This window comes from Dorea formicigenerans (assembly GCF_025150245.1).
Classification (GTDB): Bacteria; Bacillota; Clostridia; order Lachnospirales; family Lachnospiraceae; genus Dorea; species Dorea formicigenerans.
This window is the reverse complement of the sequence record NZ_CP102279.1, coordinates 3,082,855-3,095,555: the sequence shown is the minus strand read 5'-3', so window position 1 is coordinate 3,095,555 and position 12,701 is coordinate 3,082,855. Positions and strand designations below refer to the sequence as shown.

At 40.8% G+C, this 12,701-nt stretch carries 14 protein-coding genes; 6 read left to right on the top strand and 8 right to left on the bottom strand.

Translation table 11 applies throughout. The annotated features are described in order from the left end of the window. Positions 1 to 40: 40 nt before the first annotated feature. The 7 genes from NQ560_RS15080 to NQ560_RS15050 form a co-directional block, all read right to left on the bottom strand. The gene (locus tag NQ560_RS15080; RefSeq protein WP_005334860.1) at positions 41 to 661 is read right to left on the bottom strand and encodes an NUDIX hydrolase N-terminal domain-containing protein; all 621 of its coding nucleotides are present in this window, start codon (positions 659 to 661) and stop codon (positions 41 to 43) included. A 149-nt stretch (positions 662 to 810) separates the two neighbouring features. Then, positions 811 to 1,215 carry a hypothetical protein gene (locus NQ560_RS15075; RefSeq protein WP_005334861.1) on the bottom strand — a complete coding sequence of 135 codons (405 nt, stop codon included), beginning with the start codon at positions 1,213 to 1,215 and terminating at the stop codon, positions 811 to 813. 7 nt (positions 1,216 to 1,222) lie between these two features. Next, complete coding sequence (locus NQ560_RS15070) at positions 1,223 to 1,519, bottom strand: hypothetical protein (protein WP_005334864.1); 297 nt, start codon at positions 1,517 to 1,519, stop codon at positions 1,223 to 1,225. Positions 1,520 to 1,528: 9 nt separating this feature from the next. Further along, positions 1,529 to 2,527, bottom strand: a complete 999-nt coding sequence (locus tag NQ560_RS15065) for a DUF6017 domain-containing protein (protein WP_005334866.1) — start codon at positions 2,525 to 2,527, stop codon at positions 1,529 to 1,531. Between the two features lie 78 nt (positions 2,528 to 2,605). Next, positions 2,606 to 3,508, bottom strand: a complete 903-nt coding sequence (locus NQ560_RS15060) for a ParB/RepB/Spo0J family partition protein (protein ID WP_005334867.1) — start codon at positions 3,506 to 3,508, stop codon at positions 2,606 to 2,608. Then, on the bottom strand, positions 3,498 to 4,283 hold the full coding sequence (locus tag NQ560_RS15055; protein WP_005334870.1) for a ParA family protein: 786 nt from the start codon (positions 4,281 to 4,283) through the stop codon (positions 3,498 to 3,500). Before NQ560_RS15055 ends, NQ560_RS15060 begins: the two co-directional genes overlap by 11 nt. 14 nt (positions 4,284 to 4,297) lie before the next feature. Further along, the gene (locus NQ560_RS15050) at positions 4,298 to 5,263 is read right to left on the bottom strand and encodes a ParB/RepB/Spo0J family partition protein (protein ID WP_005334872.1); all 966 of its coding nucleotides are present in this window, start codon (positions 5,261 to 5,263) and stop codon (positions 4,298 to 4,300) included. A 680-nt stretch (positions 5,264 to 5,943) separates the two neighbouring features. On the opposite strand from NQ560_RS15050, the gene NQ560_RS15045 reads away from it, so the two are divergent. The 5 genes from NQ560_RS15045 to NQ560_RS15025 all read left to right on the top strand — a co-directional run bounded on the left by NQ560_RS15045 (position 5,944) and on the right by NQ560_RS15025 (position 11,956). Continuing rightward, positions 5,944 to 8,994, top strand: coding sequence for a VaFE repeat-containing surface-anchored protein (locus NQ560_RS15045; protein WP_005334874.1), 3,051 nt, complete (start codon positions 5,944 to 5,946; stop codon positions 8,992 to 8,994). Positions 8,995 to 9,171: 177 nt separating this feature from the next. After that, complete coding sequence (locus tag NQ560_RS15040; RefSeq protein ID WP_005334875.1) at positions 9,172 to 9,495, top strand: YdcP family protein; 324 nt, start codon at positions 9,172 to 9,174, stop codon at positions 9,493 to 9,495. A gap of 15 nt (positions 9,496 to 9,510) precedes the next feature. After that, entirely contained in the window at positions 9,511 to 9,894 is a 384-nt protein-coding gene (locus NQ560_RS15035) for a YdcP family protein (protein WP_005334877.1), read from the top strand. 88 nt (positions 9,895 to 9,982) lie between these two features. Beyond that, positions 9,983 to 10,474: an SF0329 family protein gene (locus NQ560_RS15030; protein WP_005334878.1), complete on the top strand. Its 492-nt coding sequence runs from the start codon at positions 9,983 to 9,985 to the stop codon at positions 10,472 to 10,474. Positions 10,475 to 10,564: 90 nt separating this feature from the next. After that, positions 10,565 to 11,956 carry an FtsK/SpoIIIE domain-containing protein gene (locus NQ560_RS15025; RefSeq protein WP_005334883.1) on the top strand — a complete coding sequence of 464 codons (1,392 nt, stop codon included), beginning with the start codon at positions 10,565 to 10,567 and terminating at the stop codon, positions 11,954 to 11,956. Here NQ560_RS15025 and NQ560_RS15020 read toward each other — a convergent pair. Continuing rightward, positions 11,948 to 12,148, bottom strand: coding sequence for a helix-turn-helix domain-containing protein (locus NQ560_RS15020; RefSeq protein WP_005334884.1), 201 nt, complete (start codon positions 12,146 to 12,148; stop codon positions 11,948 to 11,950). The two genes, NQ560_RS15025 and NQ560_RS15020, sit on opposite strands and share 9 nt — an antisense overlap. A gap of 107 nt (positions 12,149 to 12,255) precedes the next feature. On the opposite strand from NQ560_RS15020, the gene NQ560_RS15015 reads away from it, so the two are divergent. Then, the gene (locus NQ560_RS15015) at positions 12,256 to 12,669 is read left to right on the top strand and encodes a hypothetical protein (RefSeq protein ID WP_005334885.1); all 414 of its coding nucleotides are present in this window, start codon (positions 12,256 to 12,258) and stop codon (positions 12,667 to 12,669) included. Positions 12,670 to 12,701: the final 32 nt, after the last annotated feature.

Sequence of the window (12,701 nt, the reverse complement as noted above, 5' to 3'; positions counted from 1 at the left end):
GTTCTGTAAACTTGAAGTTGTCAGTTTAGAAAACCGGAAGTCAATCAAATAAAGCTTCCCATTTTTCTGATTGCATTGCATTAAAACACATCGCAATTTGTTCTTTATTATTCTTTTCTTCTGCAAGTTCTGGAAGCTCATCAATTCCAAAATAATCAAAACCTGTTGTTTCAATATTCGTTTTAAATTGACCGCCCGTCACTTCACATTGCATAAAAATCTTACATACTTTATACGCATATATTGGAAGATTATGTTTCTCCCTATCTTGAACAGCAATCACACGTTTTACAGTAACATCAAGTCCTGATTCCTCTTTGACCTCCTTTATTGTATTCTCCTCTACGGAAATATCGACATCACACCAACCTCCCGGTAATGACCAAGTACCATTTGCTTCATGAACCAATAATATTTTCCCGTCTTTAAAAATCGCAGCCCTTGTATCTATTTTAGGAGTCTGATATCCTACATCACTGCAAAATAAATTTTGAACTTTTTCTGTAGATATTTCAGTTTTATAGCTTATCATTTCAGCAGAAATTTCTCGGATTCTTTCATATCGTTCTATATCAAATTTGTCCTTTCCATAAAACAAACCACCCTGAGCAATAGCTTGTAATTCTACTGCCCATTTTAGCCATTGTTCGTTTTTATTCATAGATTATCGCTCCTTTAAATTCCGAGTTGTTAAACTCTTTCTAACCTCCATCTTCTTGCCCTTCGGACAAGAAGCATCCCTCGCTCTAAGAGCTCGGTCAATTCCGATTTGCACTTCAAATCGTTTTCTTTATTCTATCATAGCATCCATTATTCCGCCATCAGTCTTTCGAACCAGGTATCCATGACAATGATAAACTGGCCTGCTCCTGGCAATTCTTGTAGCATTTCGTCAAGAGTTTTCTGTTTCACATATTTCTGCACATACACCCAACAGGCAATGCTACTGGCTTCTGATACAATGTCAGCTATGGTTTTGCGCATAAGCTCTTCAAATTCAGTAATTTCTTCTTTTGGGACAACATCATACAGTGTTGGTGCCTGATGACTTAATTTTACGCCATTTTCATTTGCATCTTTAAGCAGATTCTTAACTTTTTCTCTTGAATCCTCCGGTACTTTTATGTACTCCCACATAAATGCTACCACATCGGACGGTGTGTCTTTTTTAAGTGGTGGTAACTGAATATAATCATTGTTTTCGCTCATTTTCATATCCTCCTCACGATATAATAAAATCAATAATGCGTTCTCTTGTCATGTCCAGTACAGTATCTACGAACACTCCTGCAAAAAGGATCAGATACAGAATTACACTCAGCGAAAACAGAAATGCAACCTGTACCCAGTCATGGTAACAGTATGCAGTCGCTATAATCAACAAAGTGAATATAAACCCAAGGATCCCTCTGACAACCGCATAAGTCTGTACTGTCATCTTTACTGCCAGTCCGATCACAAAAAGGATCAGCCATACCGGCAGTAATAATATTTTCCCAGCAAGTTTTAAAATAAACATGTGCACCTCCTATCTTACCAGTCCTGGCATATCATGGTTCACCTCTGCCTGATAATACCCGTTCATCGTAGACGGTGCATTAAACAGGGATGCTAATAAATATTTCTTGATGTTCTTCACTTTGGTGGTGTTACCACGCATACAGTGTAAGACATACTCGATATGTGAATAGGTCAGCATCAGAAATTTTTTCTTCACCAGTGATGCCGGATACCAGTTGCTGGCAATCAATATCTTGTCATTTTTACACATCACAGTTTCTACGATCAGGTTCACGATTTCATCTACCTGTCGCATATCGTCATGATGGGTTACTTCCAGTGATTCATAATCAATGGTCTCTTTGACAAGGTTTTCATAAGCCTGATAATCCTCAGAGCGGTTATCGCTATCAAATCTTTTCTCATCCACAGATATGATAGGATTAGATTTATTATCATTCATTTCAGTATAACTAAGATTAGTATTATTAGGGTTTGAAATGTAAACTTCTTGAAGTTTGTTTTCGGGACTTCTAGAAGTTTGATTTTGGGACTTCATGAAGTTTAAATTGTAAACTTCTGCAGGCTCTTCATTTTCCACAGAAGTTTGTTTTTTAAACTTCTCTAATTCCTCTCCAAATTTTTTCTCATCTGTTTTCTCAGGCATAAAGGTTTTTACGTAGATAACATTCACCTTTCCAAATCCCTGCCTGCGTTTCTCAATCAGACCAATTCCTGTTTCGTCATCCAGCTCTCTCATGGATTTGATGGCTTTATTTCTGCCACAGTTCAGTAATTCCATGATATCTTCGATGGAAAAGTAGATATATGCTCTGTTTTTGTCGTCAAACCACTGATTTTTGATGGAAAGAGACATTCGATCCAACATCAGTCCATATAAAATTTTAGCATCGCTTGATAAATCTTTAAAATAGCTGTCTGTAAATAATGCTTTTGGTATGCGGTAGAAGCTGAACTGATCAGCTTCGGTACCGTAAAAATAATTAAATGTCATTTTTTTCTCCATAATTTCCTCCTTTCATTTTCTGCTAAGAAGTCCTCTTTTTAAACTTCTTTGACATTGTTTTCTTAGCTTTTTCTCTCCTTAACAGGACTGTTCCTGCATCCACTTTTCTAATAATGATTCAATCACCTGCTCCATATCTTTGGCTGTATAATCATCCGGAAAATACTTTGTCAGTTTCTTTTCTGAGAAAGTAAGAGACCGGGATACTTTCTTTGCCATCACACAGTTATTGAAAATCGATAACATCTGAATCTGATTGATTGGTCCATCATTCAGCTGATTTCTGAGTGCTGCAATCTGTTTTGGTTTGATGAATCCGGTGTCGCTGATATATTCGTAGATCCATCCCTGTACTTCCTTATCGATGTAGGAGATATTGACAGCAACCGTAAACTGAAGCTTCTTGTTATCTACCAGATCAAGAAGTTCCGGAATAAGTTCTGTTAATCGTACAAATCTTTGAACCTGAGCTCTACTTTCCCCAACTTGCTTGCTCAAGACTTCATCAGATCTCAACTTCGTCTCATTTTGAGACAAAGTTAAATCTGTTCTAACTCCCTGTCTTTTCATTGCCTCTAGTTTCATCTTATAAGCAAATGCTTTCTCACTCGGCAACAATTCCTCTCGCTGAATGTTAGCATCCACCATAGCCACAATGGCATCATCATCCGATAATTCTCTTACGATTGCCGGAATAGTTGTAAGTCCTGCAAGCTGTGCTGCATGCATTCTTCTGTGACCGGATACCATTTCATATTCTTCATTATCATCCATTCGAAGCAGTACCGGTGTCAGTACTCCATTGATCCTTACACTTTCAACCAGATCCTGCATCTTTTCATCATCCAGCACCTTGAACGGATGATTTTTAAACGGATGGATCTTACTAATCTCTATCTCCATTGCAGATTCTTCATTTACCACACCAAGCAGTTCATCAATGCTTGCCAGTTTAATCTTTTCGCCACTTCTATTTTTCATTTTTCAAAACCTCCTGTGTTAAGTTCTTATATGCTTCGGCAACTTTTCCTTTCGGGCAGTGCATGTAGATGCTTTTTCCCTCTGCACTGGTCTCAGCTGCTTTTACAGACATCGGAATCACATTTTCAAATACTTCTATCTGGCTTCCGTATGTTGTATGTACTCTCGATGCAATGTCCCTTGCGTAATTGGTTCTGAAATCAACCATAGTCAACAGAATGCCCTCAATCGCCAGTTTCCGGTTCAGCCTTTTCTTTACTGTAAGAATGGTCTTGATCAGCTGCTGAAGTCCTTTCACCGGCAGATATGCGGCCTGTACAGGTATCAGCACGGAATCGGAAGAGACCAGTGCATTGATTGTCATCATACCAAGACTTGGCATACAGTCGATCAGGATATAATCGTATCGGCCTCTTATCGCATCGATATATTCCTTCATGATCATTTCTCTGCTCATAACATTTCCCATCGTTACTTCCAGGGCAGAAAGCTCAATATTTGCCGGAAGTAGATCTACATTTTCCTGGTGATGTAAGATACCATCTTCCAGAGAGATTTCTTCTTCGTTAATGACATCCATCATAATCGTTGCCAGTGTGATGCGAAGATCATCCGGTTCCTCATATCCAAGACTTGCGGTTAAACTTCCCTGTGGATCCGCGTCGATCAGCAACACTTTCTTACCTTCTCTTGCCAGTCCAATGCCTACATTTACGGTTGTGGTGGTCTTTCCGACGCCACCTTTCTGGTTTACTACGGATATAACTTTACACATGATTTCTTCCTCCTTTAACTATCCCATGATTCTTTTTTCCATAATTTCAACAGTGCCAGTATTTCCCGTTTCATCATTGCCGGTGTATAAGAATTTGGAAAATACTTGTGCAACTGCTCGTTTGTGAATGCCACTCTTGTGATCTCACCCTTTTTCACTTCACACATGATCTCTTCCATCTTTTCCAGTGACAACTGTTTTTCTTTACTCAGTTGCCGGATCCTCTGGGCCTGTGAGAGTGATGGGATTGCCTGTGCATACTCCATTGCTACAAGCAGTTCTCTTTGTTCTTTTTCACTTAATGCAGCTATCTCTACAGCCGGACAAAAAGAAATGATCTCATCATCCAGTTTCTGCAACATTTCCGGTATCAGTTTTGTCAGTGAGATATAACGCTGCACTTGTTTTGGGCTATCACCACAATCTTCACTGATGATTTCTATTGCCCGCTTTCTTGGTGTTTTGTGGTCAACTTGGCTCTTTTTTCGACCACTTTTTCTTTTTAATACGTCATTCTTCAGTTTGTAAGCAAAAGCTTTTTCACTGTAGCTGATCCGTTCTCTGTGAAGATTGGAATCTACCATGCTCAAGATGGAATCATCTTCACTTAATACCCGGATGATTACCGGTACTTTACGGTATCCCAGTTTCTCCGCAGCATGTTTTCTTCTGTGGCCGGATATGATCTCATAGTATCCATCCGGTACCGGTCTGACGATCAGCGGATTTAATATTCCATACTTTTCAATGCTTTCCTGCAGAAGAAACATTTCCTTATCATCCTTCACCTGAAACGGATGCTCTTTGAACGGTCGAAGACGCTCAATCTCAATTTCTATGATTCTTTCTTCGTTTTCTTCTGATTGTCTGTTTGGTTCAGTCATCTTGACTCCTTTCCTCCAGGATTCAGGAAATAAAAAATGCCTGCCTGGAACTTTTATAGATAGTAAAGTTCCAAACAGACATTGCTGTTTGACCATTAGCTGTAGCTAATAGAATTGAATACTGTTTCAGCTAATTCATGTTTGCAGGTTTGGGAGAGATTGTTTCTTTTCCCGCCTTTTCTCTGATTTACATCCCCGAATAAGGGGTGACAACAGAGCGGAACCCAAATGTTAGCTGAACTTCCTAAAACCCATGTTTGCAAACCGGTAATTTTGATTAGCTGTCAGCTAACAAAAATCAGATTGCGTTAGCTGGAAATTGATCATTTTGAATGGAAAATCATGTCACGAACGTGATTAGAAAATAACAAAAGCGTTCGTTGTCAGCTAATCCAGCTAACATTTTCGAACGCTTTGAAGCCCGTCGCCAAGAGGATTTGAACCTCCGACCCCTCGCTTAGGAGTTCCCTGTGGCGGTTAGTATGCAGTAGTTCGATTATCCTGTAAGGGACGTTTAGCGCCCCAAAAAGCGGAAAAGGGGCTTGCACAACGACTCTGTTAATAAACTCTAATATTCAATTATATCCTTTAGAGTGTTAGCAGGCTGTTAGCAAACCAACCACTTTTTCGGGATTTACTGATAATTTGTTACAATCGTATTTAAAATCATTTATCACAAAGAAACAAGATACCCGTTAGGTTAAATTAGTTTACCAAAGTCGTTCAGAAATGGACGGCTTTTTTCATACCCAAAATCGAAAGGAGAAAGAGAAAATATGAATAAGCTAGTAAAGCGATTGCTGACAGGAACGCTTGCTTTTGCAACCATTCTTACGGCATTACCAGTGACGGCGGTTCATGCTTCCGGCAATCAATACTGGACAGAATCAGCAGAACGTGTCGGCTACATTGAACAAATTATGAATGACGGTTCTATTAAATCCACGTTCCATGAGGGACACATGAAAGTTGAGGGCGAAACTGCCTACTGCGTGGACATCAACACCAATTTCAAGAATGGATATAAAACAAGGTCTGACGCAAGTACACGTATGAGTAGTGATCAGATTGCGGACGTTGCTCTTTCCTTAGAGTATGTCCAGCAATATACCGCTACTCATACAGGACTGAATAACAACCAGAAGTATTTGCTGGAACAATGTGTTGTCTGGCAGAGATTGAGTGAACAGCTCGGCTGGCAGTGCGACAACGTCAGAGCTTCCTATAATGAAATCTCACAGGCGGTACAGAATGAAGTGTACGCTGGTGCGAAAGCATTTGTGAAAGCAAATAAGGGACGCTATGAATGTGGCGGTTACATTTATACTGGCGAAGGACAGGACATCGGACAGTTCTGGGCGAAGTTAAATGTAGGAAATGCAAAGGTCAAAAAGACTTCTTCCAATCCAACGGTCACAGATGGCAATGCCAACTATTCCTTTGAGGGTGCGACATTTGGTGTCTATTCTGATAAGGGCTGTAACAGCCAGCTTGCCACACTTACTGCCGATGGAAACGGCGATACCAAAGAAGTGGAGGTAAAAGAAGGAACAATTTACATTAAAGAGCTTTCTGCTCCAAAGGGTTATAAGCTGGATTCTACTGTCCATGCCTTAAATGTGGAAGTTGGAAAAACAGCGACATTGACTGTTGCTGACACTCCAAAGGTCACAGAAACTTTGATTGATTTATTTAAAATCGACATGGAAACAGGAAAATCCACTCCACAGGGAAATGCTTCTTTAGAGGGTGCAGAGTTCACATGGAGCTATTATGACGGATACTACAGTGCAGACAATCTTCCTGTAAAGGCTACCCGTACATGGACAACGAAAACTGTTGCTGAAAAAGACAGTGACGGAACTATCCATTATGTATCCAGACTTGCCGACAGCTACAAAGTATCCGGCGACAGTTTCTATACACAAGACGGTAAGAATGTACTGCCACTTGGTACATTCACTGTCACAGAAACAAAAGCACCAAACGGCTACTTATTAGATGGTGCATATATGCAGGCTGACGGAAGTTCTGAACAGATTAAGGGGACGTACCTTACACAGATTTCCGAAGATGGAGAACTTGCTATACTCTCTGGAAGCAATCAGTATTCCGTATCCGATAAGGTTATCCGTGGCGGTGTGAAAATCCAGAAACGTGACCTTGAAACAAAGGATACCAAAGCACAGGGAAGTGCGACCTTACAGTACACAGAATTTAATATCATTTCCTTAAATGACAGTCCTGTACTGGTTGAGGGAAAATTATACAGCAAGAATGAAACTGTCAAGAAAATTCAGACAGGAATTGACGGAATCGCTTCTACTTCTGCTGATTTACTCCCTTACGGAAATTACAGATTAGAAGAAAGCAAAGCACCAGAGGGCTACTTGACAGATGGTGCAAAGGCAATCGACTTTTTTATCACGGAAAATGGAAAAATCGCGGACTTGACCGACAAATCCCACTCTGTCTACAACCAGATTAAACGTGGCGATATTGAGGGTGTAAAAATCGGTGCAGGTACACACAAACGTCTTGCAGGTGTTCCATTCAGAATTACAAGCAAGACAACGGGAGAATCCCATATTGTAGTTACTGACAAAAACGGTCAGTTCTCTACTGCTTCAAGCTGGGCTTCCCACAAGGTCAATACCAATGCCGGAAAATCCAGTGAGGACGGTGTATGGTTTGGGACATCTGAACCAGACGACAGCAAAGGTGCATTACTCTATGATACCTATGTGATTGAGGAATTAAAGTGTGATTCCAACGCCGGATTTAAGCTGATTCCAGCCTTTGAGGTGGTTGTATCCAGAAATAAAGTGACCGTAGATTTAGGGACACTTACTGATGAATACGAAAAAGAAATCACAATCCATACCACAGCGACCGACAAGAAAACAGGCGAAAAAATGATTGTTGCCGGAAAAGACATCAAGATCGTGGACAAAGTCACACTTGATGGCTTGGAAGTTGGAACAAAATATAAACTTTCCGGCTGGCAGATGTTAAAGGAAGAAAACGCCGAACTTCTGATTGACGGGAAACGTGTAGACAATGATTACACATTCACTGCTGACAGCGAAAAAATGACGGTTGAGATTACTTACAGTTTTGATGGTTCAGCTCTTGGCGGTCAGAACCTTGTTACATTTGAGGAATTGTACGATATGAGCAATCCGAAAGAGCCTGTCAAGGTTGCCGAACATAAAGACATCAACGATGATGGACAGACGGTTCTTATCACAGAACGTATCATCAAAATCCATACGACCGCTACGGACAAGAACGGCAAGAAAGAAATCGAAGCCGGAAAAGATGTAACGATTGTGGATAAAGTCACATTAGATGGTCTGGAAGTTGGAACAAAATACAAACTTTCCGGCTGGCAGATGTTAAAAGAGGAAAATGCAGAACTTCTGATTGATGGAAAGAAAGTATCCAATGATTATGAGTTTACAGCCGACAGTGAAAAAATGACGGTTGAGATTGCATTTACCTTTGATGGTTCTTCTCTTGGTGGAAAGAGCCTTGTCACATTTGAGGAATTATACGATATGACCAATCCAGACGAACCAAAGAAAGTGACAGAACATAAGGACATCACAGACGATGGACAGACTGTGACAATCAAGGAAGTGCCGGAAGTCCCAGACACACCAAAGGATACTGACACGCCGGATACACCATCTACGGTTAAGACAAGTGACAGCCCAAAAACAGGCGACAATACCAATATCTATGCTTACCTTGCCATGCTCGGTCTTTCCTGCGTAGGGCTTGGCGGTATGCTTTACTTCAAACGCCGTAGAAAGAAATCATAAGGCGGTAATGTAGCGGTTGGTAGAGCGTTCAAGGTCGCCACCCTTTTTGCAACTTCACGCTCCCGTGAAGCTCTGATTTACGGGGGCGTGAAGTCCACTAGGGGCGTGGGGAGTGTAGCTCCCCACAAAGTACAGCAGGAAAGAACTTATATATAGAAAGAAAAGAGGTCAATTATCATGGAATTAAGATTTGTCGTACCAAATATGGAAAAGACATTCGGAAACTTGGAGTTTGCCGGAGAAAATACTACGGAACAGCAGAGAATCAACGGGCGTATGGCTGTCATTACCAGAAGCTACAACCTGTATTCCGATGTGCAGAGAGCCGATGATGTAGTTGTGACACTTCCTGCCAAAGCTGGCGAAAAACATTTCTCGCCGGAGCAGAAAGTAAAACTTATCAACCCACGAATCACTACTGATGGCTATAAAATCGGAGAACGTGGATTTGTCAATTACATCTTACTTGCAGACGATATGTTACCAGCAGAAAATAAATAAGGGGGTATTCAGATTATGAGATTAGCAAATGGAATCGTCATTGATAAAGAAAAGACTTTCGGAGTGTTGAAGTTCTCCGCATTACGCCGTGAAGTTCATGTACAGAATGAAGATGGAACAGTCAGTGAAGAAATCAAGGAACGTACTTACGATTTAAAATGCAATACACAGGGACGCATGATACAGGTATCCGTTCCGGCGACTGTACCATTAAAGGATTATGATTACAATGCCGAAGTGGAACTTATCAATCCTGTTGCAGATACGGTAGCCAATGCGAATTACCGTGGTGCAGATGTGGACTGGTATGTAAAGGCAGACGATATTGTTCCGAAGAACAAAGGCACTCATGCCGGAAATCCACAGAACAATGCTCCCCAGCAACCGCCGAAGAAATAAGTTTGTAACTAATGGATTTTCATTGTATTGTTCAAATGTAATTGATATAATATAAAAAAATCAAATCGGGATTTGAGGAGAACAATGAATGGCAACATGGAGTGGTATAAGGAAAAAGTTGGAAACGGAATATCTGGCTCAAAGTCTGCAAGGTCATATTCAGTATTATGCAACATCATATAGCAGGAGTCACGACCATGAGGGACGGGCGGCGATAAGATATGATGGAAAAGAAATCATCAAGGGATGCTATTGGAACAATTGGGCGAAAGCAGACATGTTTCCTCAAGACGAAAAATATGAGAAACGCATGAAAGTAGAAAATGCGTATATGGACGATACAGCTATAAAATTGGGTATTTTTGACCAACGTTGTTTTTATAATGCGTTTGCAGAGTTTGATAATCAAGATATTGAAGCGAGTCTTAAAAGTGAAAATTTAATCGTAAAAATATTTGCTGTATTGGATAGACGAGTTGGTAAACGGCGATTAAGAATTATGAAAGAAACTATAATGGAAGAACCAGATACATTTCAAGAGTTTTATGCGATTCGGGCAAAAGCAGAAGGACTGTTATAAATTCCAGTTTTACAATTCAATACTTATATTCACAAAGCAGTTAGTCTACATGATTGACTGCTTTTCTTACGTCCAAAGAAAGGAGTTTATATGAAAGTATGGCAAAAATCTAAAGGTAACAGGATTCGTGCCAGTGACAAATCGCTGGTCTATCATTTCTGTATTGGCTGGCTGTTGCTCCTGTTTGTTGCGGTATTCCTGCTACTGAACCTGCGACAGATTCTTGTTACAGAATGGAAAGATTTTAACCTGTTCCATGCCGGAATTACTTGGACTGCCTACAATTCCATTACGGTTCTGATAGCGACTGGTGTTTGTGCATTGGTCGCTTTTCTCTACTACCGTTATGGATATGACCGTATCAAGCGGTTGCTACACAGACAAAAACTGGCTCGCATGGTGCTGGAAAATAAATGGTATGAAGCGGAGAACACCAAAGACAGCGTTTTTTTCACTGACCTGCAAAGCAGATCAAGAGAAAAAATCGTGTGGTTTCCGAAAATTTACTACCAGATGGACAATGGATTGCTCCATATCCTGTGTGAAATTACAATGGGAAAATATCAAGAACAGCTCCTGTCCTTAGAGGATAAACTGGAATCAGGACTGTACTGTGAGCTGACCGACAAGACACTGCATGACGGCTATATCGAATACACCCTGCTCTATGATATGATAGCGAACCGTATTTCGATTGATGAAGTGATTGCTGAAAACGGCGGTCTATGGTTAATGAAAAATCTGGTGTGGGAATATGATTCACTTCCTCATGCCCTTATCTGCGGTGGTACAGGTGGTGGAAAAACCTATTTTCTGCTGACCATCATTGAAGCCCTGCTAAGAACCAATGCGAATTTATACATTCTTGACCCGAAGAACGCTGACCTTGCAGACTTGGGAACGGTCATGGGAAATGTCTACCACACGAAAGACGATATGATTGAGTGCGTCAATGCCTTTTATGAGGGCATGGTCACACGCTCGGAAGAAATGAAACTGCACCCGAATTACCGTACAGGGGAAAACTATGCCTATCTGGGGCTTGCTCCACAGTTCCTTGTATTTGATGAGTATGTGGCGTTCTTGGAAATGCTCACGACAAAAGAAAGCACCGCCCTGTTAAGCCAGCTAAAGAAAATCGTCATGCTTGGCAGACAGGCTGGCTATTTTCTGATTGTGGCTTGCCAGCGTCCAGACGCAAAATATTTCGGGGACGGTATCAGAGATAACTTTAACTTCCGTGTGGGGCTTGGTCGCATGAGTGAACTTGGTTACGGTATGCTCTTTGGAAGTGATGTGAAAAAACAATTTTTCCAGAAGCGAATTAAAGGGCGTGGATACTGTGATGTGGGAACAAGTGTCATATCAGAATTTTACACTCCCCTTGTACCCAAAGGCTATGATTTCTTGGGTACGATTGGGGAACTTGCAGAAAGGAGAACAGAAAAAAAGGCTCTCGAACAATCCGAAGCCTTACTTTAATTTCAAGATGTCATTAGGTGTGCAGTCCAGATATTCACACAACTTTGCTAAGATGGAGAAGTCGATTCTGGTTACTTTATTTTTGCAGTAGTTGTTGAGCTGTGTCCTCTGTAAATTACAGGCTTCACAGACTTTGTTTTTACTGATATTCTTTTCTTTGAGAAGATTTTCTAAATCCATGTATACTGTCATTTTTGTTTACCTCGTCTTTTAATCAAATTATAAATATAGCTGTATTGAAAAATAAGCTGTTTTGCTCTACACTTGTACTGTAATACAGGTGTACGGAGGAAATTAAAATGATAAGAAAACGGACAATAATTATAGTAATCACTATACTTCTGCTCTTGGCAGGAATCCTGTTTTACCTGCAATGGGGACGACAGATGGACGTATCTTCTTCGTCTGGCTCTGGCTCTGATAACCATTATGAGCTACGGGTGTCGGTCATACTCAACACTTTGGTCGTGACCGATCAACAGAAATGTGCGGAACAAATATTTGAAAAATGCAGGGACAACTCTTTTCACAGTGTCCGTTTCAGTTATGATATTCAGATTCCCCACGCACTTTCTGTTACGGTCTACAAGAACCAGAAAGACGCTGAATCCGGCAACTCGGCATTTAGCTTTTCCTATCGGCAGGAGAACCAGATAGACGGCACATACAATATTGTGGACAATCCAGAAAAATTTACTCTGGAAATGGACTGATTGCACACATAAGGCAGGACGGACAGGTGGCG

Excerpts from the sequence above, each read along its gene's own strand:
- NQ560_RS15045 (WP_005334874.1), top strand. The coding sequence starts at position 5,944 with ATGAATAAGCTAGTAAAGCGATTGCTGACAGGAACGCTTGCTTTTGCA.
- NQ560_RS15065 (WP_005334866.1), bottom strand. The coding sequence starts at position 2,527 with ATGGAGAAAAAAATGACATTTAATTATTTTTACGGTACCGAAGCTGAT.
- NQ560_RS15055 (WP_005334870.1), bottom strand. The coding sequence starts at position 4,283 with ATGTGTAAAGTTATATCCGTAGTAAACCAGAAAGGTGGCGTCGGAAAG.
- NQ560_RS15070 (WP_005334864.1), bottom strand. The coding sequence starts at position 1,519 with ATGTTTATTTTAAAACTTGCTGGGAAAATATTATTACTGCCGGTATGG.
- NQ560_RS15080 (WP_005334860.1), bottom strand. The coding sequence starts at position 661 with ATGAATAAAAACGAACAATGGCTAAAATGGGCAGTAGAATTACAAGCT.
- NQ560_RS15050 (WP_005334872.1), bottom strand. The coding sequence starts at position 5,263 with ATGGTCAAACAGCAATGTCTGTTTGGAACTTTACTATCTATAAAAGTT.
- NQ560_RS15060 (WP_005334867.1), bottom strand. The coding sequence starts at position 3,508 with ATGAAAAATAGAAGTGGCGAAAAGATTAAACTGGCAAGCATTGATGAA.
- NQ560_RS15030 (WP_005334878.1), top strand. The coding sequence starts at position 9,983 with ATGGCAACATGGAGTGGTATAAGGAAAAAGTTGGAAACGGAATATCTG.
- NQ560_RS15035 (WP_005334877.1), top strand. The coding sequence starts at position 9,511 with ATGAGATTAGCAAATGGAATCGTCATTGATAAAGAAAAGACTTTCGGA.
- NQ560_RS15075 (WP_005334861.1), bottom strand. The coding sequence starts at position 1,215 with ATGAAAATGAGCGAAAACAATGATTATATTCAGTTACCACCACTTAAA.
- NQ560_RS15025 (WP_005334883.1), top strand. The coding sequence starts at position 10,565 with ATGAAAGTATGGCAAAAATCTAAAGGTAACAGGATTCGTGCCAGTGAC.
- NQ560_RS15040 (WP_005334875.1), top strand. The coding sequence starts at position 9,172 with ATGGAATTAAGATTTGTCGTACCAAATATGGAAAAGACATTCGGAAAC.
- NQ560_RS15020 (WP_005334884.1), bottom strand. The coding sequence starts at position 12,148 with ATGACAGTATACATGGATTTAGAAAATCTTCTCAAAGAAAAGAATATC.
- NQ560_RS15015 (WP_005334885.1), top strand. The coding sequence starts at position 12,256 with ATGATAAGAAAACGGACAATAATTATAGTAATCACTATACTTCTGCTC.